The 23,742-nt window shown below is 62.3% G+C and carries 25 protein-coding genes; 23 read left to right on the forward strand and 2 right to left on the reverse strand.

Annotation, left to right across the window (positions count from 1 at the left end; translation table 11 throughout):
- Positions 1-1,645: translational GTPase TypA (gene typA, locus BI344_RS14145; RefSeq protein WP_071113535.1), on the forward strand; the 1,645-nt coding region annotated here is incomplete at its 5' end.
- A 36-nt stretch (positions 1,646-1,681) separates the two neighbouring features.
- Here typA and BI344_RS14150 read toward each other — a convergent pair.
- Positions 1,682-2,287, reverse strand: coding sequence for a hypothetical protein (locus tag BI344_RS14150; protein WP_071113536.1), 606 nt, complete (start codon positions 2,285-2,287; stop codon positions 1,682-1,684).
- Between the two features lie 221 nt (positions 2,288-2,508).
- Here BI344_RS14150 and nrdD point away from each other — a divergent pair, with 221 nt between their 5' ends.
- From nrdD to BI344_RS14170, 4 genes are all read left to right on the forward strand, one after another.
- Entirely contained in the window at positions 2,509-4,647 is a 2,139-nt protein-coding gene (nrdD, locus tag BI344_RS14155; RefSeq protein WP_071113537.1) for an anaerobic ribonucleoside-triphosphate reductase, read from the forward strand.
- Positions 4,648-4,654: 7 nt separating this feature from the next.
- Complete coding sequence (gene nrdG, locus BI344_RS14160) at positions 4,655-5,119, forward strand: anaerobic ribonucleoside-triphosphate reductase activating protein (RefSeq protein WP_071113538.1); 465 nt, start codon at positions 4,655-4,657, stop codon at positions 5,117-5,119.
- A gap of 77 nt (positions 5,120-5,196) precedes the next feature.
- Complete coding sequence (locus BI344_RS14165) at positions 5,197-5,970, forward strand: substrate-binding periplasmic protein (protein ID WP_083339068.1); 774 nt, start codon at positions 5,197-5,199, stop codon at positions 5,968-5,970.
- A 108-nt stretch (positions 5,971-6,078) separates the two neighbouring features.
- Entirely contained in the window at positions 6,079-7,290 is a 1,212-nt protein-coding gene (locus BI344_RS14170; protein ID WP_071113565.1) for an MFS transporter, read from the forward strand.
- A 78-nt stretch (positions 7,291-7,368) separates the two neighbouring features.
- Here the strand turns inward: BI344_RS14170 and BI344_RS14175 are convergent, their stop codons facing one another.
- Positions 7,369-8,400: an NAD(P)H-dependent flavin oxidoreductase gene (locus BI344_RS14175; RefSeq protein ID WP_071113539.1), complete on the reverse strand. Its 1,032-nt coding sequence runs from the start codon at positions 8,398-8,400 to the stop codon at positions 7,369-7,371.
- Positions 8,401-8,479: 79 nt separating this feature from the next.
- On the opposite strand from BI344_RS14175, the gene BI344_RS14180 reads away from it, so the two are divergent.
- The 18 genes from BI344_RS14180 (at position 8,480) to BI344_RS14265 (ending at position 23,738) form a co-directional block, all read left to right on the forward strand.
- Positions 8,480-8,671: a hypothetical protein gene (locus BI344_RS14180; protein ID WP_071113566.1), complete on the forward strand. Its 192-nt coding sequence runs from the start codon at positions 8,480-8,482 to the stop codon at positions 8,669-8,671.
- A gap of 160 nt (positions 8,672-8,831) precedes the next feature.
- Entirely contained in the window at positions 8,832-9,563 is a 732-nt protein-coding gene (rpsB, locus tag BI344_RS14185) for a 30S ribosomal protein S2 (protein ID WP_071113540.1), read from the forward strand.
- Positions 9,564-9,638: 75 nt separating this feature from the next.
- Entirely contained in the window at positions 9,639-10,505 is an 867-nt protein-coding gene (tsf, locus tag BI344_RS14190) for a translation elongation factor Ts (RefSeq protein WP_071113541.1), read from the forward strand.
- 89 nt (positions 10,506-10,594) lie between these two features.
- Entirely contained in the window at positions 10,595-11,314 is a 720-nt protein-coding gene (gene pyrH, locus BI344_RS14195) for a UMP kinase (protein ID WP_071113542.1), read from the forward strand.
- Positions 11,315-11,390: 76 nt separating this feature from the next.
- Complete coding sequence (gene frr / locus BI344_RS14200; RefSeq protein WP_071113543.1) at positions 11,391-11,948, forward strand: ribosome recycling factor; 558 nt, start codon at positions 11,391-11,393, stop codon at positions 11,946-11,948.
- A 34-nt stretch (positions 11,949-11,982) separates the two neighbouring features.
- Positions 11,983-12,714: an isoprenyl transferase gene (locus BI344_RS14205; RefSeq protein WP_071113544.1), complete on the forward strand. Its 732-nt coding sequence runs from the start codon at positions 11,983-11,985 to the stop codon at positions 12,712-12,714.
- Positions 12,715-12,720: 6 nt separating this feature from the next.
- Positions 12,721-13,527 carry a phosphatidate cytidylyltransferase gene (locus BI344_RS14210; RefSeq protein ID WP_071113545.1) on the forward strand — a complete coding sequence of 269 codons (807 nt, stop codon included), beginning with the start codon at positions 12,721-12,723 and terminating at the stop codon, positions 13,525-13,527.
- A gap of 16 nt (positions 13,528-13,543) precedes the next feature.
- Positions 13,544-14,728 carry a 1-deoxy-D-xylulose-5-phosphate reductoisomerase gene (gene ispC / locus BI344_RS14215; protein ID WP_071113546.1) on the forward strand — a complete coding sequence of 395 codons (1,185 nt, stop codon included), beginning with the start codon at positions 13,544-13,546 and terminating at the stop codon, positions 14,726-14,728.
- Positions 14,722-16,065: an RIP metalloprotease RseP gene (rseP, locus tag BI344_RS14220; RefSeq protein ID WP_071113547.1), complete on the forward strand. Its 1,344-nt coding sequence runs from the start codon at positions 14,722-14,724 to the stop codon at positions 16,063-16,065. Before ispC ends, rseP begins: the two co-directional genes overlap by 7 nt.
- Before the next feature lie 9 nt (positions 16,066-16,074).
- On the forward strand, positions 16,075-18,390 hold the full coding sequence (bamA, locus tag BI344_RS14225; RefSeq protein ID WP_071113548.1) for an outer membrane protein assembly factor BamA: 2,316 nt from the start codon (positions 16,075-16,077) through the stop codon (positions 18,388-18,390).
- Between the two features lie 21 nt (positions 18,391-18,411).
- Positions 18,412-18,897, forward strand: coding sequence for an OmpH/Skp family outer membrane protein (locus BI344_RS14230; protein WP_071113549.1), 486 nt, complete (start codon positions 18,412-18,414; stop codon positions 18,895-18,897).
- Positions 18,898-18,948: 51 nt separating this feature from the next.
- Positions 18,949-19,995 carry a UDP-3-O-(3-hydroxymyristoyl)glucosamine N-acyltransferase gene (gene lpxD / locus BI344_RS14235; RefSeq protein ID WP_071113550.1) on the forward strand — a complete coding sequence of 349 codons (1,047 nt, stop codon included), beginning with the start codon at positions 18,949-18,951 and terminating at the stop codon, positions 19,993-19,995.
- Complete coding sequence (gene fabZ, locus BI344_RS14240) at positions 19,988-20,440, forward strand: 3-hydroxyacyl-ACP dehydratase FabZ (RefSeq protein ID WP_071113551.1); 453 nt, start codon at positions 19,988-19,990, stop codon at positions 20,438-20,440. The genes lpxD and fabZ overlap by 8 nt, the downstream gene beginning before the upstream one ends.
- 2 nt (positions 20,441-20,442) lie before the next feature.
- Positions 20,443-21,219: an acyl-ACP--UDP-N-acetylglucosamine O-acyltransferase gene (gene lpxA / locus BI344_RS14245; RefSeq protein ID WP_071113552.1), complete on the forward strand. Its 777-nt coding sequence runs from the start codon at positions 20,443-20,445 to the stop codon at positions 21,217-21,219.
- 4 nt (positions 21,220-21,223) lie between these two features.
- Positions 21,224-22,396, forward strand: a complete 1,173-nt coding sequence (gene lpxB, locus BI344_RS14250) for a lipid-A-disaccharide synthase (protein ID WP_071113553.1) — start codon at positions 21,224-21,226, stop codon at positions 22,394-22,396.
- Entirely contained in the window at positions 22,387-22,974 is a 588-nt protein-coding gene (gene rnhB / locus BI344_RS14255) for a ribonuclease HII (RefSeq protein WP_193430988.1), read from the forward strand. Before lpxB ends, rnhB begins: the two co-directional genes overlap by 10 nt.
- Before the next feature lie 2 nt (positions 22,975-22,976).
- Positions 22,977-23,492: a DNA-deoxyinosine glycosylase gene (locus BI344_RS14260; protein WP_071113554.1), complete on the forward strand. Its 516-nt coding sequence runs from the start codon at positions 22,977-22,979 to the stop codon at positions 23,490-23,492.
- Positions 23,493-23,522: 30 nt separating this feature from the next.
- Complete coding sequence (locus tag BI344_RS14265; RefSeq protein ID WP_071113555.1) at positions 23,523-23,738, forward strand: hypothetical protein; 216 nt, start codon at positions 23,523-23,525, stop codon at positions 23,736-23,738.
- The last annotated feature ends 4 nt before the right edge of the window (positions 23,739-23,742 follow it).

Below are 23,742 nucleotides of genomic sequence, written 5' to 3' on the forward strand. Positions count from 1 at the left end.
CAAAAACACCGCCATCGAATATGAAGGCGTGCACATCAACATCGTCGACACTCCGGGACACGCCGACTTCGGCGGCGAAGTAGAGCGCGTGCTGGGCATGGTGGATGGCGTGCTGCTGCTGGTGGATGCCGTTGAAGGCCCGATGCCGCAGACCCGCTTTGTGACCAAAAAGGCGCTGGCTTTGGGCCTGCGTCCGATCGTGGTCATCAACAAGGTTGACCGTCCGGGCGCGCGTCCGGATTGGGTGGTGGACCAGACCTTCGACTTGTTCGACAAGCTGGGCGCCACCGACGAACAGCTGGATTTCCCGATCATTTACGCTTCCGGCCTGAACGGTTTCGCCAAGTTGGAGCTGGAAGAAGAGTCCGACAATATGCGTCCGCTGTTCGAGACCGTGCTCAAGCACGTCCCGACTCCTCCGGGCGACGCCGACGCGCCGCTGCAGCTGCAGATCTCCGCGCTGGACTACTCCACCTATACCGGCCGCCTGGGCGTGGGCCGCGTGCTGAACGGCCGCATCAAGCCGGGCCAGCAGGTGGTGGTGATGAACCACGAAGAGCAGGTGGCTTCCGGCCGCATCAACCAGGTGCTTGGTTACCAGGGTCTGGACCGCGTTCCGGTTGAAGGCGCCGAGGCGGGTGACATCATCATCATTTCCGGCCTGGACGACATCGGCATCGGCGTGACCATCTGCGACAAGGAGCAGCCGGTAGGCCTGCCGGTGCTGGGCGTGGACGAACCGACCCTGACCATGGACTTCATGGTGAACTCGTCGCCGCTGGCCGGCACCGAAGGCAAGTTCGTCACCTCGCGCCAGATTCGCGACCGCCTGACCAAAGAGCTGCTGACCAACGTTGCGCTGCGCGTGGAAGACACCGGCGACTCCGACGTGTTCCGCGTGTCGGGCCGCGGCGAGCTGCACCTGACCATTTTGCTGGAAAACATGCGTCGCGAAGGCTTTGAAATGGCCGTCGCCAAGCCGCGCGTGGTTTACAAGGAAATCAACGGCCAGAAGTGCGAGCCGTATGAAAACCTGTCCATCGACCTGGAAGACGACCACCAGGGCGGCGTGATGGAAGAAATCGGCCGCCGTCGCGGCGAGCTGACCAATATGGAATCGGACGGCATGGGCCGTACCCGCCTGGAATACCACATTCCGGCGCGCGGCCTGATCGGCTTCCAGTCCGACTTCATGACCATGACCCGCGGCACCGGCCTGATGAGCCACGTGTTCGACGACTACGCTCCGGTTAAGCCGGACATGCCGGGTCGCCACAACGGCGTGCTGATCTCGCAGGAAAACGGCGAAGCCGTGGCCTACGCGCTGTGGAAGCTGGAAGACCGCGGCCGCATGTTCGTTGCGCCGGGCGAAAAGCTGTATGAAGGCATGATCATCGGCATCCACAGCCGCGACAACGACCTGGTGGTGAACCCGGTCAAGGGCAAGCAGCTGACCAACGTCCGCGCCTCCGGCACCGACGAGGCGGTTCGCCTGACCACTCCGATCAAGCTGACGCTGGAATCGGCGGTCGAGTTCATCGACGACGACGAACTGGTGGAAATCACTCCGAAATCCATCCGCATCCGCAAGCGCTACCTGCAGGAAAACGAGCGTCGCCGCATGTCCAAGGCTGAAAGCAACTAAGGCTTTTGCCCTACCGGCGGCTTGCGCCTCCGGTCGTCAAAACACCCCGCAGCCTGAATGGCTGGCGGGGTGTTTTATTTGGCGGACTCGGGCGTTCAGGGCGGCGTCCAGCTGTTCGAACAACTGCTGATAGGCGGCGTGGTCGCTGTCCAGCATGGTTCGGGAATTGCCGCTGCTGTCCCAGGCCGCTTGCTCGATCCGGGCGCGCAGCAACACGTCGTGCGGCTGGCTGCCCGGGCGCAGCGAGAGCAGCAGGGCGGTGCTCTGGTGGTCGGGCTTGGCCGGCAGCGGCACCTTTATCTTCAGCACCCCGCGCAGCACCTGGCGCGCGTGGCTGACCAGGGGTTCGTTTTTTTTCGCCTGGATCAGGCCGTAGTCGGCATCCACTTCCACCCTGGTATAGCCCAGCTTCTGCAGCGCCTGCCGCGCGGCCTGCAGCACGGCGGGCGGGCTGGCTCCGCTCAGCTGCCGGTCGCGGGCCTGCAGATAGGCGTTCATTTCCTCCTCGCTGGGCTCCGCCCTGAGCTGGGTGGAGCTATAGCGCAGGAGGCGGCCGCCCTGGCCTGTGACTTGCTCGTTGTCGTCGGTCAGCGCGGCGGCGCCGAGCGCCAGCAGGATGATGCCCAGTAAAAGGAAACGCATGGTCCGGACCTTTTAAATGACCATGGTATTCAATCTGGCAGCTTGCCGATGACGCCCGTGTTTCCAAATGTCCGCGCCAGGCTGCTTGGCGTCGTTGCCACCATATATTGATTAATGCCAATAATTTCCCCTCTATTTTGTGTGATAGTCGACGCAACAGTAGGCGGGGCGCGCTTGCGCAGGCGCTTCGCCGCAGTGATGGAAAATCGGAGGGGTAACGGATGTTGCAAGTGAGCAAGCGGGACGGAGCGGTGGTGGGGTTCGATATTGGCAAGATCGCCAACGCCTGCGAACGGGCGGCGCGGGCGGCCGGGCATGCTGAGCCGGCGCGCCTGGCGCTGGAGACGGCTGCGCGGGTGGAGCGGCAGTGCAAGGCGTTGGCGGTGGAGGGGCGGCTCAGCATTCCCGCCATTCAGCGGCAGGTGGAGGATGCGTTGATGCATGACCATCCGCAAGTGGCGAGGGTCTACATACAGTATCGCCACCACCGCGACACCATCCGCGCGCAAGGCTCGGAACTGCATGCCAAATTGATGGGGCTGGTGAGCAAGACCGACGAAGAGGCGACCACCGAGAACGCCAATAAGGACGCCAATGTCTTTCCGGTAATGCGCGACCTGATGGCCGGCATCGTGTCCAAGCAGTTCGCCAGCACCTTTTTGCCCAAGGACATCCTGGAAGCGCACAACCGCGGCGACATCCATTTCCACGACCTGGATTACTCTCCCTTCCTGCCGTTTACCAATTGCTGCCTGGTTGACCTGAAAGGCATGCTGGAGCAGGGCTTCCGTCTGGGCAACGCGCAAATTGAAAGTCCGCGCTCGATAGGGGTGGCCTGCGCCGTCACCGCGCAGATCATCGCCCAGGTAGCCAGCCACCAGTATGGCGGCACCACCATCCCCAACATCGACCAGACGCTGGCGCCCTATGTGTTGAAAAGCTATCGCAAGAACCTGGACGTGGCGCAGGAGTACGGCATCGCCGATACGGAACGCTATGCCCGCGAGCGCACAGAAAAAGAGACCTACGACGGCATCCAGGCTTGCGAATACGAGATCAATACTCTGTTCAGCTCCAACGGCCAGCAGCCGTTTGTCACTTTTTCCTTCGGCATGGGCCTGGCCTGGGAGGCGCGCATCATCCAGCAGGCCATTCTGAAGGTGCGCATCAGGGGCTTGGGCAAGGAGGGCATCACGCCGGTGTTTCCCAAGCTGGTGATGTTTATCGACGAAGGCGTCAATCTCAAGCCGCAAGACCCGAATTACGACATCAAGCAGCTGGCGTTGGAGTGCACCTCCAAACGCATGTATCCGGACATCATCTCGGCCGGGCTGAACCGGCGGATTACCGGCTCCAGCGTGCCGGTGTCGCCGATGGGTTGCCGCAGCTTCCTGTCCGCATGGCGCGACGAGCAGGGGCGGGAGGTGCTGGATGGGCGCAATAATCTGGGCGTGGTCAGTCTGAACCTGCCGCGCATCGCCATCGAGGCCAATGGCGATGTGGCCGTTTTTTGGCGCGCGCTGAATGAGAGGCTGCAACTGTGCCTGCGCGCATTGATGCTGCGCATCGGCCGGCTGGAGGGCGTGAAGGCCAATGTGGCGCCCATTTTGTATACCGAGGGCGCTTTCGGCATGCGGCTGCGGCCGGACGAGGATGTCATGGGGCTGTTCCGCGGCGGCCGGGCTTCCATATCGCTGGGCTATATCGGTCTGCACGAAGTGGGCGTGCTGCTGTTTGGCAAGCATCCGGCCGACAGCGCCGAAGCGCGGGACTTCCTGCGCAGCGTGGTGGCGCGGATGGGCGAGGCGGCGGCGGAGTGGCGGCGGGAGACCGGTTTTGGCTTCTCCCTGTACTCCACGCCCAGCGAATCCTTGTGCCACCGTTTTTGCAAGCTGGACCGCGAGCGCTTTGGCGTGATCGCCGAGGTGACCGACAAGGGTTACTACACCAACTCCTTCCACCTGGACGTGTTCCGCAAGGTGGACCCGTTCCAGAAGATAGACTTCGAGTCTGGCTATGCCGAGCTGGCCAGCGGCGGCCACATCAGCTATGTGGAGCTGCCCAATATGAAGCATAACCTGCAGGCGCTGGAGCGGATCTGGGATTACGCGCTGGAGCGGGTGCCTTACTTCGGCAGCAATACGCCGGTCGACTCTTGCGGCCAGTGCGGTTTCATGGGCGAGGCGCTGGCCACCGCCGACGGCTTCAGTTGCCCGCAATGCGGCAACCGCGACGGCGCGTCGCTGTCGGTGACACGCCGGGTGTGCGGTTACCTGGGCAGTCCCAATGCCCGGCCGTTCAATGCCGGCAAGCAGAAGGAGGTGATGCGCCGGGTCAAGCATTTCGGCGGCGAGCATTGAGCGCGACATGAACTACGAGCGCTACTACACTTGCGACCTAGTGAATGGCGAAGGCGTGCGGGTAAGCTTGTTCGTCACCGGTTGCCTGCATGCCTGCGAAGGCTGCCATAACCGGTCGACCTGGGACCGCAAGGCCGGCCGGCCATTTACCGCCGCGGCGCGGGAGGCGTTGCTGGAGCGTTGCGCCGACCGCGACGGCCTCAGCCTGTCCGGCGGCGATCCGTTGCACCCGGCCAATCGCGACGAGATTCTGGCGCTGTGCCGGCTGTTCAAACAACGCTATCCGGACAAGAACATCTGGTTGTGGACCGGCTATCTGTTCGAGGAGGTGCGCTCGTTGCCGGTGATGCAGTATCTGGACGTGGTGATCGACGGCCGCTACCGCCGGGATTTGCCGACCAGCAAGCCCTGGCGCGGATCGGACAACCAGCGGCTGATCCGTCTGGGCGGGCCGGTTCCCGTCATCGGCTGACCGCGGTCCCGATCGCTGGCGGGGAGGGGATGGAAAGACTAGGCTGGATGCAGTGATCGAGCCGGGCGGAGGTTGGGATGCGCTGGTTTTGGCGGATGGTCTGCTGCCTGGGGTGGGCATTGCTGCCGGCTTGGGCGGCGGCGGACGAGGTGGCGCTGGCCAATGGCGAGTGGGCGCCCTATCTATCCGCGCGCCTGCCGCATCAGGGTTTCGCATCCCATATTGTCAGCGAGGCGTTCCGGCTGGCCGGCTTGCGCGTGGCCTATCATTTTTATCCCTGGGCGCGGGCGGAGGCGATGGTGCGCAGCGGCGAAGTCGCCGGTTCGGTGGTGTGGTCGATGACTCCCGAGCGGCAGACGTTCGCGCTGTTCAGCGATCCGGTGGTCACCGATGAAGAGGTGGTGTTTCATCTGGCGACCAGGCGGATGCGGGCTGATCGGGTGGAGGATTTCTATGGCCTGAGCATGGCCACGCCCAATGGCTCGCGCCTGGGTGTCTGGCAGGAGGCCATCGATGCCGGCCTGATCCGCAATTATGTCACCACCGACATTCAGTCCGGCATGCGGCAGCTGCTGCTGGGACGTCTGGATTTCTTCCCGCTGACCCGCTCGGTGGGGCTGGCCGAGTTGCGCCAGTACTTCACTCCCAGGGAGCGGGCCGCCATCGTTGCCGCGCCGCATGTGTTCGCGCGGGTGGATTATCGGCTGATGCTCAGCCGCAGGCAACCCGGCGCGGCGCAGTTGCTTGTGCGTTTCAATCAGGGCCTGGCGCGCCTGCGGGCCAGCGGCCAGTATGCCCGGCTGGAAAGGGACTTCCTCGCCGGCGGGTATGACCAGCCGCGGCCGCCCTGAGTTCAGGGCTAACTTGTTGCAAATTCTGTCCGCTGCTTCCTGTTGCGTGAAACTCAATTATCATGAATTGAGAATCATCAAAAAACAATGATCGCGGAGGAGAAGGCAATGGCTTGGACTAAGGAGCAGAAGCAGACGGTGTTGGCCTGCTATCTGGGCTGGACGCTGGATGCGTTCGATTTCTTCCTGATGGTGTTCGTGTTGAAGGACATCGCCAGGGAATTCGGCACCGATATCGAAGCCGTGAGCTGGGCCACCATGCTCACGCTGGCCGCCAGGCCGATAGGCGCGCTGATATTCGGCCGGCTGGCCGACCGTTATGGCCGCCGCCCGGTGCTGATGGCCAATATCGTGATGTATTCGGTGCTGGGCTTCGCCTCGGCGTTTTCGCCCAACCTGATGGTGCTGCTGATTCTGCGCACCCTGTTCGGGGTGGCGATGGGAGGCGAATGGGGAGTGGGGTCGTCGCTGACCATGGAAAGCATTCCCAAGGAGTCGCGCGGTTTCGTTTCCGGCTTGCTGCAGGCCGGCTATCCCAGCGGCTATCTGCTGGCGACGCTGGCCTTCGGCCAGTTGTTCGAGCATGTGGGCTGGCGCGGCATGTTCATGCTCAGCCTGCTGCCGGCGCTGCTTACGCTGTATATCCGCCGCAACGTGCCGGAAAGCCCCAGTTGGGAGGCTGCGCGCCATCAGGAGAAGCCAAGCCTGTTTGCCACCATTTGCGCGCAGTGGCGCTTGTCGTTGTACGCCATCATTCTGATGACCTGCTTCAACTTCTTTTCCCATGGCACGCAGGACTTGTATCCCACCTTCCTGCGCGTGCAGCACAAATTTGACCCGCACACCGTGCAGGCCATCGCCCTTTGCCTGAATGTCGGCGCCATTATCGGTGGCCTGACGATTGGTGGCTTGTCCGAGCGGATTGGCCGCCGCAACGCCATCACCCTGGCGGCTTTGTTCGCCTTGCCGGTGTTGCCGCTATGGGCGTTTTCTTCCACGCCGATGGCGCTGGCCGCAGGCGCCTTCCTGATGCAGATCGCGGTGCAGGGCGCCTGGGGCGTGATTCCCGCCCACCTTAACGAAATCTCGCCGATGGCTGTGCGCGCCACCTTTCCCGGCTTGGTCTACCAGCTGGGCAACCTGCTGGCCTCGGTCAACAGCCCGATGCAGGCGCACATGGCCAAGCTGAACGGCGGCGACTACGGCATGGCGATGGCGACGGTGGCCGGCGTCGTGGCGATTGCGATTGCGGTGCTGATCCGTTTCAGCCGCGAGCGGAGAGGGGAGCCGATGGAGGTGATGGAGCCGGCGCCGCATTGATCGGGACATGACTTGCCAATGAAAACCGGCGGCGAAGTTTGCCGCCGGTTTTTGCTTCTCTGGCGCCGGGTTGGGACGTTAAAGTTCTGACAGTCTGAGTTTGCAGGCGGCCGCCTCGGCCATGACCCGTTCGAACAGTTCCGCCACCGTTGGGACGTCCTCGATCAGTCCCTGAGCCTGCCCTATCAGCTGCACACCTTTCATGTGGTCGCCTTCCTGTATCGCCAGCCGTATCGATTCGGTCGCCGCGCCGAACAGCGCCAGTTGCCTTAGCGCCTGCGGCTGGCTGATCATGCCGCCGATCGCCATTTTCATCACCGGCATGCCCATGCGGCGCGCCATCTGGCTGGCGCGGAAGGCGGCGGGCAGCAGGCCCAGCGGTTTGCGGCAGGCGCGGCGCGCGGCCGGCGTGTCCATCACGCGGCACCATAGGCCGTCGAAATTCTTCGAGTACAGCGTGTCCGCCACGCCGCGTTCGCGGATCATGTCCTTGGTTTTTGCGTGCACCGGGCTTTCCCGCGTCATCGCCAGCCGCGTGCCCATCGCCACTGCATCGGCGCCCAGCGCCAGCGCGACGATCAGGCTGTTGCCGTCGGCAAAGCCGCCTGCGGCGATGATGGGGAGCCGGCTTGCCTTGCGGATGGCTGGAATCAGCACCAGCGAAGTGACGTTGCCGCCATGGGCCGCGGCTTCGTGGCCGGTGACCAGCAGCGCGTCGGCGCCGCTTTTTTCGGCGGATATGGCGTGTTTCTCCGTTACCACGGTGGCAATCACCTTGCCGCCGTAATCATGAACCGCTTCGGCGATCCAGTCGCCTTTGCCCAGTGAGTAATTGATTACCGGCACCCGCTCCTCCAGTGCCGCCCGGGCGTTGTCGGCGGCGCCCGGCATCATTAGCGTGCAGCCTATGCCGAAGGGGCGGTCGGTCAATTCGCGGATGCGGCGGATGGCGGCGCGGGTGTCGGCGGCGGATAGCGGTCCGCTGGCCAGAATGCCCAATCCGCCTGCGTTGCTGACTGCGGCCACCAGTTCCGGCGTGGCGATGTAACTCATTCCGGGGCAGATTAGTGGGTGCTGGATCCCGAGCAGGCGGGTGAGGGCGGTTTGCATTGGGCGGGTCCGGAGTGGTTTACAATGGTGCGATATTGTTGATGTATTTGTCCTGAAATTCAAACGATTGTTTTATAACATGACGCTGATCATCGTATTGATAGGCTGGTTGTATGTGGTGCTGATGTTGGCGGTTGCCCAGCGCAGTGTGCCTGCGGGGCTGGCTATCGGCTTCTTTCTCGGGGTGCTGCCCACTTGGTTTGTTGCCTGGGTGGTACGCAACCGGCTGCGAAGGCGCGTCGCTGGGCGGAAAGATGCCGGCAAAGCTTGAGCTGGCGGGCCTTGAAGTGCTAGAATCCCGCGTTCCCTGCCATTCCGGTTGGGAATATAAACCAAACTACGCACATCCGCGCGAAAGGGTGCCAGTCTGAAACTCGAGTTCAGGCGGGTTGTCTGCGCGGATGGAGGCTTAACCCTTTAGGAGTTTTTGCATGTCCACCAACGTTACCATGCGTCAAATGCTTGAGGCCGGCGTTCACTTCGGCCACCAAACCCGTTTCTGGAACCCGAAGATGGCTAAGTACATCTTTGGCAGCCGCAACAAGATCCACATCATCAACCTGGAAAAGACCCTGCCGCTGTTCGTGGAGTCCCAGGAGTATGTGCGTCGTCTGGCCGCCAACAAGGGTACCGTGATGTTCGTTGGCACCAAGCGTCAAGCGCGTGAGATCGTACGTGAAGAAGCTGCCCGTTGCGGCATGCCGTTTGTTGACCACCGCTGGCTGGGCGGCATGCTGACCAACTACAAGACCGTGAAGCAGTCGATCAAGCGTCTTGAAGAGAAGCGCGCCATCCTGGAAGGCTCCGGCGATACCGGTTACAACAAGAAAGAACTGCTGGACCTGCAGCGCGAAGTCGACAAGCTCGAGCGCTCGCTGGGCGGTATCAAGGATATGAAAGGCCTGCCGGACGCCATCTTCGTTATCGACACCGGCTACCAGAAGGGTACCATCGTCGAAGCCAAGAAACTGGGCATCCCGGTTATCGGCGTTGTTGACACCAACAACTCCCCGGATGGCATCGATTACGTAATCCCGGGCAACGACGACTCCAGCCGTGCCATCCGCCTGTACGCTCGCGGCATCGCCGACGCGGTACTGGAAGGTCGCGCGCACTCTCTGCAAGAGATCGTCGCCGCCGCTGAAACGGCTCAAGCCGAGTAAGCGGACCATAAAGGGGCGCAAGCCCCTTTTTTTGGACCCGATTGTTTACGTAATCTAAATCATTAGGAGTGAAGCATGGCGGAAATCACCGCAAAAATGGTTTCGGATCTGCGCGCGGCCACCGGCCTCGGCATGATGGAGTGCAAGAAGGCTCTGGTTGAAGCTGACGGCGACGCTGCGAAGGCCGAGGAAATCCTGCGCATCAAGTCCGGCAACAAGGCCTCCAAAATGGCCGGTCGCCTGGCTGCCGAAGGCATCATCGGTTCCCATGTTGAAGGTGGCGTAGGCGCACTGGTTGAAGTGAACTGCGAAACCGACTTCGTTGCCAAGGACCCGACCTTCCTGGCGCTGGCCGCCGCCGCCGCCAAGGCTGCCGTTATCGCCAATCCGGCCGACGTGGAAGCGCTGTCCGCGGTGGAAATCGACGGCGTGTCCGTTGAGGAAATCCGCAAGGCTGCCATCGCCAAACTGGGCGAGAACATGACCATCCGTCGTTTCGTTCGCTACCAGACCGAAGGCGCGATCGCCACTTACCTGCACGGCGCCAAGATCGGCGTGATCGTCGACTACGCCGGCGCCGAGCAAGTGGGCAAGGATGTGGCCATGCACATCGCCGCTTCCAAGCCGATCTGCGTTTCCAAGGATCAGGTTTCGGCCGACATCCTGGAGCAAGAGCGCAAGATCTACACCGCGCAGGCGGCCGAATCCGGCAAGCCGGCCGACATCGTCGCCAAGATGGTTGAGGGCCGCGTCAACAAGTTCCTGGCCGAAGTGACCCTGCTGGGTCAGCCCTTCGTCAAGAACCCGGATCAGACTGTTGAAAAGCTGCTCGCCGAGCAAAAGGCCTCCGTCAAGGCATTCGCCATGTTCGTTGTGGGTGAAGGCATTGAGAAGAAGGTAGTAGACTACGCAGCGGAAGTTGCCGCCGCGGCCAAGCTGTAAGCCCGGGCTTACCGCTTCATCGACGGCACCCTGCTTGCAGGGTGCCGTTTTGCAAATTGAAAACCACAAATCGCCAATCCGAGGACATCATGAGCCAAGTTCCCGCCTACAAACGCATTCTGCTGAAACTTTCTGGTGAAGCCCTGATGGGGGATGACAGCTATGGTATCAACCGCGCCACCATCGAGCAGATCGTGGGCCAAGTCAAGGAAGTGGTCGAGCTGGGCATTGAGGTGGGCATCGTGATCGGCGGCGGCAACATCTTCCGCGGCGTGGCTCCGGCTGCGGCGGGCATGGATCGCGCCACCGCTGACTATATGGGCATGATGGCCACCGTGATGAACGCGCTGGCGCTGAAGGATGCGATGACCAAGGTGGGTCTGATCGCCCGCGTGCAGTCCGCGCTGACCATGCAGCAGATTGCCGAGCCCTATGTGCGCGGCAAGGCGATGCAGTACCTGGAAGAGGGCAAGGTGGTGATCTTCGCCGCCGGCACCGGCAACCCCTTTTTCACCACCGATACCGCCGCCGCCTTGCGCGGTATGGAAATGAATGTGGATATCATGCTGAAGGCCACCAAGGTTGACGGCGTCTACACCGACGATCCGAAAAAGAACCCGGATGCGGTGCGTTACCAGAGCGTGACCTTCGACGAGGCCATCTCGCGCAATCTGAAGGTGATGGACGCCACCGCCTTCGCCTTGTGCCGCGATCAGCATCTGAATATCAAGGTGTTCAGCATCTTCAAGGACGGCGCTCTTCGGCGGGTCGTGCTTGGCGAAGATGAAGGCACGCTGGTACACTGCTGAGTTTGAAAATTGCTGAGGGCGAAAACGGCAATGGCCGTTTTCGCCTTGTCATTTGAAGTTTTGATGGGAGTGGGACATGATTAACGACGTCAAGAAGTCGACCGAACAGAAAATGCAGAAATCGCTGGAGGCGTTCAAGAACGACCTGTCCAAGGTTCGCACCGGCCGCGCCCATACCGGCATTCTGGATCATGTCATGGTTGACTACTACGGCAGCGACGTGCCGGTCAACCAGGTCGCCAACGTCACCTTGCTGGATGCGCGCACCATTGGCGTGCAGGCGTGGGAAAAGCCGATGGTGGCCAAGATTGAAAAAGCCATCCGTGATTCCGACCTGGGCCTGAATCCGGCCTCGATGGGCGAGATCATCCGCGTGCCTATGCCGATGCTGACCGAAGAGCGCCGCAAGGAGCTGATCAAGGTGGTGCGCAGCGAGGCTGAAGGCGCCCGCGTGACGATGCGCAATATCCGTCGCGACGCCAATAACGAATTCAAGACGCTGCTGAAAGACAAGCTGATCACCGAGGATGATGATCGTCGCGGCCAGGATGAAATTCAGAAGCTGACCGACAAGTACACCGCCGAGATCGACAAGGCGCTGGCCGCCAAAGAAGCCGACCTGCTCGCAGTATAAGGGGCGGATCTTGCTTGCCGGTTCTGTGACGCAAATGCCGGAGGGGCGCCAGCCGCCCCGGCATATCGCCATCATCATGGATGGCAATGGCCGTTGGGCCAAGAAGCGCTTCCTTCCAAGGGTGGCGGGGCACAAGCGCGGGCTGGACGCGGTGCGCGAGGTGGTCGGCGCTTGCAAGGAAATGGGCGTTGGCTACCTGACGCTGTTCGCTTTCTCCACCGAAAACTGGCGCAGGCCGCAGGATGAAGTGACTTTCCTGATGGACCTGTTCCTGCGCGCGTTGGAGCACGAGGTCAGCAAGCTGCACGGCAACAACATCCGCTTGCAGGTGCTCGGATCGCGCGCGCGCTTCAGCGCCGAGCTGTGCGAGCGCATCGATCGCGCGGAGCAGAAAACGGCCGGCAATGACGGCTTGGTGCTGAGCATCGCCGCCGATTACGGCGGCCGCTGGGATATCGTGCAGGCTGCCAACCAGCTGTTGCAGCAAGGCGCGACCGAAATCACCGAGGAGGCGCTGAGCCGCCAGTTGACGATGTCCTGGGCGCCGGAGCCGGATTTGTTCATCCGCACCGGCGGCGAGCAGCGCATCAGCAATTTCCTGCTGTGGCAATTGGCGTACTCCGAGCTGTATTTCACCGACCTGCTATGGCCCGACTTCGACCGCGCGGCGCTGGAGCAGGCGATTTCTTCGTATTGGCAGCGTGAACGGCGCTTTGGTCGCACCAGCGAGCAATTGCCGGAACATCTACGCCGCGACAAACCCTGACAATTCATGCTCAAAACGCGAATTCTGACCGCGCTGGTGCTGCTACCTCTGATGTTGGCGGCACTTTTTCTCTTTCCCGCCTCGATCTGGGCGGGCTTCTCCTGGTTGATCGTGGTGCTGGCGCTGTGGGAATACTCCCGCATGGTCAAAATGCGCCTGCCGCAGCAGGCATGCTATCTTGCGCTTTCCACTCTGGCGGCGGCCGCCGCTTGGATGGGACATCGGCAGATGAACGCTGTTGAGCACGCGCTGGTGCTAGCTTTCTGGCTGGCCCTGGTGCCCTGCTGGCTGGTTCGGCGCTGGACAATCCCATCCGGTGCGCCGGCCTGGTTGTTGGGGTGGATGCTGATGATTCCCGCCTGGTTTGCCTTCCTGGAGTGGCGGCCGCAGCCGTCGATTCGGGACGCGCTGGCGCTCCTGGCGGTGATGGGCCTGGTGTGGGTGGCCGACGTGGCGGCCTATTTCTCCGGCAAAGCCTTCGGCAAGCGCAAACTGGCTCCTGCGATCAGTCCAGGCAAGAGCTGGGAGGGGGTTTACGGCGCGGTGGCATGCGTGGCGCTGTATGTCGCGGCTATCGACCATTTCGGCTGGCTGGATACCGGCTTGCCGTTGTGGGCCCTGCTGTTGCTGGCCTTGCCGCTGACCGCGGTCAGCGTCTGCGGCGATCTTCTGGAGTCCTGGTTCAAGCGCGCTGCCGGCATCAAGGACAGCAGCCGGCTGCTGCCTGGTCATGGCGGCGTGTATGACCGTATCGACAGCCTGATCGCCGTACTGGCGGTCAGCAATGCCCTGCGCGTGCTGGGCGGCATGTAATCTGGAAGCGATTCTAATGACCAAACCTCAGGGTATTGCAGTACTGGGGGCGACCGGAAGCGTCGGCTGCAACACGCTGGACGTGATTGCCCGGCATCCGGGGCGTTACCGGGTGGTGGCGTTGAGCGCTCACCGTCAGATGGACAAACTGTTCGAACAAGCATGCCATTTCCAGCCCGATTATCTGGCGGTGGCCGACGAGGATGCCGCGGCAGGCTTGCGGGAGCGCTTGGCGCTGGCGAGTGTTCGCTGCGAAGTGCTGCATGGCCCTTCGGCGTTGGAGTGGATAGCGGCGTTGCCCGAGGTGGAGGTGGTGATGGCGGCCATCGTCGGCGCCGCGGGCCTGCCTTCCGCGCTGGCGGCCGCCAATGCCGGCAAGCGCATCCTGCTGGCCAACAAGGAGTCCCTGGTGGTGGCGGGGCGTCTGTTCATGGATGCCGTGCGCGCAAGCGGCGCCAGCCTGCTGCCGGTGGACAGCGAGCACAGCGCCATCTTCCAGTCGTTGCCCGCCGATTACGTCGGGCAGCCCGATTCGGCAGGCATCCGCAAGATCATCCTGACCGCTTCGGGCGGTCCCTTCCGTGGCAAGAGCGCGGCGGAGTTGCTAGGCGTGACGCCCGCCGACGCCTGCCGCCATCCCAACTGGAGCATGGGACGCAAGATATCGGTGGACTCGGCCTCGCTGATGAACAAGGGGCTTGAGGTCATCGAGGCGCATTGGCTGTTCGGCGTGCCGCCCGAGCGGATCGAAGTGGTGGTGCATCCGCAAAGCGTGATTCATTCCATGGTGCAGTACCGGGACGGCTCGGTGATGGCGCAGTTGGGGTCGCCCGACATGCGCACGCCCATCGCCTGCGCGCTGGCTTGGCCGGAGCGGATTGAGGCGGGCGTGGAGCCCTTGGATTTCTTCTCGCTGTCCGATCTGAGTTTCGAAAAACCGGATTTGCAAAACTTCCCCTGCCTGCGGCTGGCGTTTGACGCGCTGGCAATGGGCGGAGATGCTCCGGCCGTGCTCAATGCCGCCAACGAGGTGGCTGTCGAAGCGTTCCTGAATGGCCGCTTGCCGTTTGTCGACATCCCTCGAGTGGTGGCCGAGACCCTTTCCGGAGTGGGAGTGGCGGCCAGCGCCAGTCTGCAGGCATTGCTGGCGCGGGATCGGGAGGCAAGGCGCTTTGCCGAGGGCAGGGTGGGGGCATGCTGACGCTTATGGCTTTTCTGCTGGCTATCGGCCTGCTGGTGACTTTTCACGAACTTGGCCACTATTGGGTTGCCAAGCTGTGCGGCGTGAAGGTGCTGCGCTTTTCCCTCGGCTTCGGCTCCCCCTTGTTCCGCTTCCGCCCGCGCGAGACCGAGTGGGTGCTGTGCCCGATCCCGCTGGGCGGTTATGTGAAAATGCTGGATGAGCGCGAAGGCCCCGTCGCTCCGTCGGAGCGCGGCCGCGCTTTCAATAATCAGCATGTGCTCAAGCGCATGGCCATCGTGGTGGCTGGCCCGCTGGCCAATCTGCTGTTGGCGGTGTTGCTGTATTGGGGCGTGATCGCCCAGGGCGTGCCGCAGCTCAGACCCCTGGTCGGCACCGTGATCGCGCAGACGCCCGCCGCTTCCGCAGGCTTCCAGGCGGGTGACCGCATATTGAGCGTGGCGGGGCAGCCCGTGAGCAACTGGCAGGATATCCGTTTGGCGATGGTGGGAGCCGCGATGTCCGGCGGCGTGGTGCCGGTGCAGGTGCAGACTTCTTCCGGGGCCGGCGCGGCGCGCCAGATCGATGCCGGGCGCTTCGGCGACAAGGCGATGCTGGCCTTGCAGCAAGGCGATCCCGGCCTGTCTCCGGCTCGCTTTCTGCCGGTGCTGGGCGCGCTGGAAGAGAATAGCGTGGCGGCGCGCGCGGGCCTGAAGGCCGGCGACAAGCTGCTCGCAGTCAATGGCGTGGCCCTGAGAAGCTGGGAGGAGTGGGTTCAGATCGTGCGCAATAGCCCCGGCAAGGATCTGGCGCTGAGAATCGAGCGCAAGGGCCAGGCCCTGGAGGTCAAGCTTCGGCCGTTGGCGGTGGCGCAGGATGAGGAAGTGGTGGGGCGGATAGGTGTCGGCCCCATGCCGGATCGCGCCTGGAATGACAAGTTGAGCTTTACCCTGCATTATGACGCGTTAGGCGCATTCTGGGCGGCTTGGGTGAAAACCGGCGACACGGCCTGGATGAGCGTCAAGTTCCTCGGCAACATGTTGATCGGCCACGCTTCTCTCGACAACCTATCGGGGCCGCTGACCATCGCCAATGTCGCCGGACAGACCGCTCGCGAGGGCCTGACGCCGTATCTGGAGTTCTTGGCGCTGATCAGCGTGAGCATAGGCATATTGAATCTGCTGCCCATACCAGTTCTGGATGGGGGCCACTTAATGTATTATGTCGCGGAGCTGGTTAGAGGTAAGCCCGTCAGCGAACGGGTGCAATTGCTCGGACAAAAAATTGGTTTCATATTGCTGGCGTCTTTGATGGCCTTTGCCATGCTGAATGATTTCAGCCGCCTATTTGGGGGTTAAAACACACCTATGAAATTGAAGCGACTCGCAGCGGCCGTAGTAGGCCTGTCCATGGCCTCCGTAGCCGTGGCTGCTGACCCGTTTGTAATCAAGGATATCCGCGTTGAAGGCCTGCAGCGTACCGAGCCCGGCACGGTCTTCAACTATCTGCCGGTGAAGGTCGGCGACACCTTCTCCGACGCCAAGGCGCAGGAATCGATCAAGGCGCTGTTCAATACTGGCTTCTTCAACGATGTGCGAGTGGAGAATCGCGGCGACACCCTGATCGTCACCGTGGCCGAGCGCCCGGTGATCACGCAGTTGAACATCAACGGCGCCAAGGAATTCAGCAAGGACCAGTTGAAGAAGGCGCTGAAGGACAACGGCTTCGCCGAATCGCTGATCTTCGACCAGGCGCTGCTGGACGGCGCAGTGCAGGAGCTCAAGCGCCAGTACTACAGCCGCGGCAAGTACTCGGTGGAGATCACGCCGTCGGTGACGAAGCTGGAACGCAACCGCGTTTCCGTGACGCTGGACATCAACGAGGGCGTCACCGCGCGCATCAAGGAAATCCGCATCGTCGGGGCCAATGCGTTCGCTCAGTCCAAGCTGCTGGACGAATTCAGCCTGACCACTGGCGGCTGGCTGTCCTGGATCACCAAGGACGATCAGTACTCGAAGCAGAAACTGACCGGCGACCTGGAAAAGCTGAAGGCTTTCTACCAGAACCAGGGTTATATGGAGTTCGCCATCGACTCCTCGCAGGTGTCGATCAGCCCGGACAAGCAGGACATGTATCTGGTGATCAACGTGCACGAGGGTAAGAAGTTTACCGTGTCCGACGTGCGCTTGGCCGGCGACCTGAAAGTCCCCGAAGCCGATCTGCGCAAACTGATTCTGATCAAGAACGGCGATACCTTCGACAACGAAAAGGTGACGGAATCCGTAAAGGCGATCAGCGATCGCCTGGGCAATGCCGGCTACGCCTTCGCCAACGTCAATGTGCTGCCCGACATCGATCACGACAAGCAGACCGCCGCCTTTACCTTCTTCGTCGATCCGGGTCGCAAGACCTACGTACGCCGAGTCAATGTCGCCGGCAACAGCAAAACCCGCGACGAAGTGATCCGCCGCGAGCTGCGCCAGCTGGAAGGCGCGCCGTACAACGCCGCCGACGTCAAGCGCAGCAAGGAGCGCCTGGAACTGCTGGGCTACTTCGAGGATGTCAACGTCGAGACGCCGGCAGTAGCCGACGCGCCCGACCAGGTCGACATGAACATCAGTCTGAAAGAGCGCTCCACCGGCAGTATCTCCGGCAGCCTGGGCTATGTGCAGGGCGAGGGGCTGGTGCTGGGCGCCAGCATTTCGCAGAGCAATATCTTCGGCTCCGGCAAATACATGTCGCTGAGCATGTCCACCGGCCAGGTGAACAAGAACTACGCGTTGTCGTTCACCGATCCGTACTTCACGCCGGATGGCGTCAGCCTGGGCTACGACCTGTACGACCGCGTCTACAATCCCGACGCCACGTCGATCTCGGCCTACAAGACCAGCACCATCGGCGCCGACGTGCGCTTCGGCGTGCCGATTACCGAATACGACCGCATCAACTTCACGTTGGGCGCGGAAAAAACCGACATCACCACGTATTCGAACAGTCCGCAACAGTACATAGATTTCGTCAATCAATACGGCAGTAGCAACTACACTATCCTCGGTACGGTAGGCTGGGCGCGCGATACTCGCGATAGCGCCTTGTGGCCGACCAAGGGCGCCTCCATCAAGGTGAATGCCGATGCCGGTCTGCCGGGTGGCAGCCTCGAATATTACCGCCTGACCCATCAGCAAACCTGGTTCTTCCCGCTGTCCAAGGACTTCACGTTGATGCTGAACGGCGAATTGGGTTATGCCAACGGCTATGGCAAGACCAAGGTGCTGCCGTTCTTCCAGAACTTCTACATGGGCGGTCTCGGTTCGGTGCGCGGCTACGATACCAGCAGCATCGGCCCGTACGATGCGGTTGCCAACTCCTACCTGGGCGGTAACCGCAAGGCGGTGGCCAACGCGGAAATCCTGTTCCCCTTCCCGGGGATGAAGGATAATAAATCGTTGCGCGCCAGTCTGTTCTTTGACGCGGGTACGCTGTGGAACACCAATCTGACGACCCAGCAGAATGCCTCCGGCATTCATAGTTCGGCGAGCGATGGCTTCCGCTATTCCGCAGGTCTGGCGTTGACCTGGTTGTCGCCGATGGGACCGATGAAGTTCAGTATTGCCAATCCGCTGAAGAAAGAGCCGAATGACAAGATCCAGCGCTTCCAGTTCCAACTGGGCGCCTCGTTCTAACCCGATTCTCAGGATGCAATCATGAAAGCATTGAAATGGTGGCTTGCGGTACTGAGCGTAGCAGCCTTGCCTGTTCATGCTGCCGACTTCAAGCTGGGCTATATCAACGTTGAGCGCATCTACCGCGAGGCGGGCGCGTCCATCGCCATCTACAAGAGGCTGGACAAGGAGTTTGCCGACCGGCGTGAGGACATGAAGAAGATGGAGGCGCGCGCCAAGGAGTTGGAGACCCTGCTGGGCAAGAACAGCCTGCCCCAGGAGGACCGCAAGCGCTATGAACGCGAGTACGCCAGCCTGGATCGGGACTATCGCGCCAAGTCCAGGGAGATCGCCGAGGATTACAACCAGCGTCGCAACGAGGAGTTCGCCGGAGTGACCGAGCGTGCCAACCGCCTGGTCAAAGAGATTGCGGCGCGGGAGCAGTATGATCTCATCCTGCAGGATGCGGTCTACATCAATCCCAAGTTCGATCTGACGCCTCAGGTGTTGAAGGAACTTGACAAGTAGTCGTCTCAACCGTCACCGGAGTAAGCCGACCCCGGGTCGGCTTTGTTTTTGATGTCCTATACACTTGCATACATTGTTGAGCAGCTGGGCGGTGAAGTGCGCGGCGAAGATCTGGCGGTGTCCAGGCTGGCGCCGCTGGAGTCGGCTCAGGCTGGCGAGATCGCCTTTGTCGGCCACGCCAAGTTCCGCCGCCAGATGCTGGCAAGCGGCGCCGGCGCGCTGATCGTGACCGAGGCGCTGGCGGCCGAGTTGCCGGGGCGCTCGCTGATCGTGGCCGCTGACCCTTATCTGTACTTCGCGCGCCTGGCCAGCCTGTTCCATCAGCAGCCGCGGCCACGCGCCGGCATCCATCCGCGCGCAGTGGTGGGCGAGGGCTGCCGCATTGCCGCCAGCTGCGAAATCGCCGCCAATGTCACTATCGGCGAGCGGGTGGTGATAGGCGAGCGTTGCCGTCTGCTGCCCGGCGTGGTGGTGGGTGATGATTGCGTGCTCGGCGACGACGTTACGCTGCATGCCAATGTCACGATTTATCATGGTTGCCTGATCGGCAGCCGCGTCGGCGTTCACTCCGGCAGCGTGATCGGCGCCGACGGTTTCGGTCTGGCCTGGGACAAGGACCACTGGTTCAAGATTCCGCAGACCGGCCGCGTGGTGCTGGAAGACGATGTGGAGATCGGCGCCAACACCACGGTGGACCGGGGCGCGATGGCGGATACCATCATCCGCCGCGGCGCCAAGATAGACAATCTGGTGCAGATTGCCCATAACGTTGAAATCGGCGAGCATACCGCCATCGCCGGCTGCGTAGGCATAGCCGGCAGCGCCAAGATCGGCGCTCGCTGCACCGTCGGCGGCGCGGCGATGTTCGTCGGCCATATAGAAGTGGCGGACCGCACCCACATCGGCGGCGGCACCCTGGTGTCGAAGTCGATCAAGGAGGCAGGCAACTACGCGTCGTCCTACCCCTTGCAAAGCATGAAGGACTGGTTGTCCAACGCCGTCCACGTGCGCCATCTGGATGATTTCGCCAAGCGCATCAAGCAGCTTGAGCGGGAACTGGAAACACTGAAAAAATCGAAGGAAGAACCTCATGAGTGAACATGCAGTCTCGATCGACGTCCGCGAGATCATGCGTTGTCTGCCGCATCGCTACCCGTTTTTGCTGGTGGACCGCGTCACCGAGTTGGAAGCCAACGTCCGCATCAAGGCGCTGAAGAATGTCACCATCAATGAGCCGTTCTTCGCCGGTCACTTCGAGCAATACCCGGTGATGCCGGGCGTGCTGATCATCGAGGCGCTGGCCCAGGCTGCCGGCATCCTGGCGATCAAGAGCGGCGGCGAGCGCAAGGAAAACGAGCTGTACTTCTTCGTCGGCATCGACAACGCCCGCTTTAAGCGCCAGGTGGTGCCGGGCGACCAACTGGTGTTCGAGGTTACCCAGTTGACCGTCAAGCGCGGCATCGGCAAATACGCCGCCCGCGCGCTGGTGGACGGGCAGGTGGCTTGCGAAGCCGAAATCATGTGCGCACGGCGCGAGGTGTAAGCATGGCTATTCATCCGACCGCGATCGTTGATCCCAAGGCGCAGATCGCCGAGGATGTCGAGATCGGCGCGTATTCGATCATCGGCCCTCATGTCAGCATCGGCAGCGGCAGCTGGATCGGCCCGCACGTGGTGATCGAGGGGCATACCTCCATCGGCAAGAACAACCGCGTATTCCAGTTCTGTTCGCTGGGCGCCATACCGCAGGACCTAAAATACGCCGGCGAGCCGACCCGGCTGGAAATTGGCGACAACAACACCATCCGCGAGTTCTGCACCTTCAATACCGGCACGGTTCAGGATGGCGGCGTCACCCGCATCGGCAACGACAACTGGGTGATGGCCTATGTGCACATCGCGCACGATTGCCAGGTGGGCAGCCACACCATCCTGGCTAATAACGCCACGCTGGCCGGCCACGTCCACATCGGCGACTGGGTGTTCTTGGGCGGTTTCACCAGCGTGCACCAATTTGTCATCGTCGGCGAGCATGCGATGACCGCCTTCGCCAGCGCCGTGGCGCAGGATATTCCGCCGTACGTGACGGCGCATGGCAACCGCGCGGTGCCGTCCGGCATCAACGCCGAGGGCATGAAGCGCCGCGGCTTCAGTCCGGAGCAGATCCGCCGCGTCCGCAATGCCTACAAGACGCTGTATCGCCAAGGCCTGAGTTATGACGAGGCCAAATCCGCCATCCTGACCGAGGCGGCCGAGGGACATGGCGAGCTGGAGCCGTTTGTGCGTTTCTTCGGCCAATCCGCGCGAGGCATCATCCGCTGAACCTATGAGCGATCACTTGTTCAAGCGCAAAGGGGCCTTGAAGGTCGCCATGGTAGCCGGAGAGGCATCGGGCGACCTTCTTGCTGCCCACCTGATGGACGCGTTGCGCGCCCATCGCAGCGACATCGAATTCGCCGGCATAGGCGGACCTCGGATGGAGGCTCGCGGCTTTCACAGCATGGTGCCGCAGGAGAAGCTGGCGGTGCGTGGCTATTCCGAGGTGTTCAAGAGCCTGCCGGAGTTGTTGCGCATCCGCCGTCAATTGCGCGACAGGCTGCTGGCGGAAAAGCCGGATGTCTTCATCGGCGTGGATGCGCCGGATTTCAATCTGGGGCTGGAAGCCGCGCTGAAGAAGGGCGGCGTCCCGACCGTGCATTACGTCAGCCCTTCGGTCTGGGCGTGGCGGCCGGAGCGGGTGCAGAAGATAGGCAAGGCCGTCAACCACGTGTTGTGCCTGTTCCCGATGGAGCCGCCGCTGTACCGCCAGGCTGGCGTGCCGGTAACTTATGTCGGGCATCCGCTGGCCAGCGAGATTCCGCTCAAGCCCGATATGGGCGCGATGCGGGAACAGCTGGGCGTGCCACCTCACGTGCCGGTGTTCACTCTGATGCCCGGCAGCCGCAAGAGCGAGCTGGAATACATGGTGCCGGTGTATCTGGACACCGCCCGCCTGTTGTTGCGCCAGTATCCGGATGCGCAGTTCCTGGTGCCGCTGGCCACCCGCGCCACCATGGACCTGTTCGAACAGATGCTGTATCGCTACAAGGCGCGCGATCTGCCTATCCGCAGGCTGTTCGGTCATGCGCAGATGGCCACCATCGCCAGCGACGTGGTGCTGGTGACCAGCGGCACCGCTACGCTGGAGGTGGCGCTGACCAAGCGGCCGATGGTGATCAGCTACAAGTTGTCGGCATTCACCTACCGGCTGGTCAAGCGCAAGATCAAGCTGCCGTATGTCGGCCTGCCCAATATCCTGTGCGGGCGCTTCGTGGTGCCGGAACTGTTGCAGAACCAGGCTACGCCGGAAAAGCTGGCGGCCGAGATGCAGCGCCTCCATACCGACGCGGCAGCGCGCGCTGATATGGAAAAAGCTTTTACCGAGCTGCATCTGGCTCTGAGGCAGGATACCGCCACTCGGGCGGCGCGCGCGGTGCTGGAGGTGGCGCGATGCCACTGATTGCCGGGGTGGACGAAGCGGGGCGGGGCCCGCTGGCCGGCGCGGTGTTCGCCGCCGCGGTCATTCTGGATCCGGCCAGGCCCATTGTCGGCCTCGCCGACTCCAAGGTGCTGAGCGCGGCGAAACGCGATGAACTGGCTGCCTGGATCAAGCGCGACGCGCTGGCCTGGTGCATCGCCAGCGCCAGCGTGGAGGAGATAGACCGCTTGAACATCCTGCAGGCTACCATGCTGGCGATGACGCGGGCGGTGGCGGGCCTGTCGCTGGCGCCGGATCAGGCGTTGATAGACGGCAACCGCGTTCCCAAGAGCCTGCCGGTGCCGGGCGAAGCCATCGTCAAGGGCGACGCCAAGGTGGCGGAGATCTCCGCCGCCTCCATTCTCGCCAAGACGGCGCGCGATGCCGAGCTGGTTGCGCTGGATGCGCTGCATCCGCAATACGGTTTCGCGCGACACAAGGGTTATCCCACCGCCGAGCATCTGGCCGCCATCGAGCGGCATGGCGTGCTGCTCGAGCACCGCAAGACTTTCGGCCCGGTCAAATCCTGGCTGGCCCGCCAGCAAACGCAATTATTCTAACCATGGACACACCATTGGCAGCGGTGGCCGACAAGCGCTGCTTCCCGCCGTTGGCCGATGCGGACACCCGCTTGCTGATACTCGGCTCCTTGCCGGGCGACGCCTCCCTGGCGGCGGGCCAGTATTATGCGCATCCACGCAACCAGTTTTGGCGTCTGCTGGGCGAACTCCTGCGGCAGGAGCTGCATTCGCTTCCTTATCCTGAGAAACTGGCCGAGCTGCAGGCCGCCGGCATAGGCCTGTGGGACGTGGTGGCGGAGGCTCGGCGCCGCGGCAGCCTGGACGCCGATCTGCGCGATGTCCGGCATAACGATCTGGCCCGGCTGGTCGGCAGCCTGCCCAGGTTGCGGGCCGTGGCCTTCAATGGCGCCACGGCTGCCAAGGCGGCGCCGCGGTTGGCTGGCCTGGGGCTGGAGTGGGTCGCCTTGCCATCGTCCAGCCCCGCGCATACCCAGGCATTCGCCGCAAAACTTGCAGTCTGGCGGCAATTGGACCGATATTTACATTTCCAAGCATGAGTTTTTCAGCACCCAGCCGGAGGGTCGCCGATGAATCGATACTGCATCTGGTTTGTCACTGCCGACGACAGCGTGATGCGTCGGGCCGAGGTCGCCATCAACGGCGTCATCCATTGCCATCAGGTACTTGAGGAAATAGAGTCGCAACTGGCGTTGGACTGTGGCCTCAGCCAGGTGATGATCGTCGACTGGAAACGCTTTGAAGTGCCGGAGCAGGATGGCGGCCGGCTGGTGCGCGTAGCCTGAGCGC

The organism is Chromobacterium sphagni, from assembly GCF_001855555.1.
Lineage (GTDB): Bacteria > Pseudomonadota > Gammaproteobacteria > Burkholderiales > Chromobacteriaceae > Chromobacterium > Chromobacterium sphagni.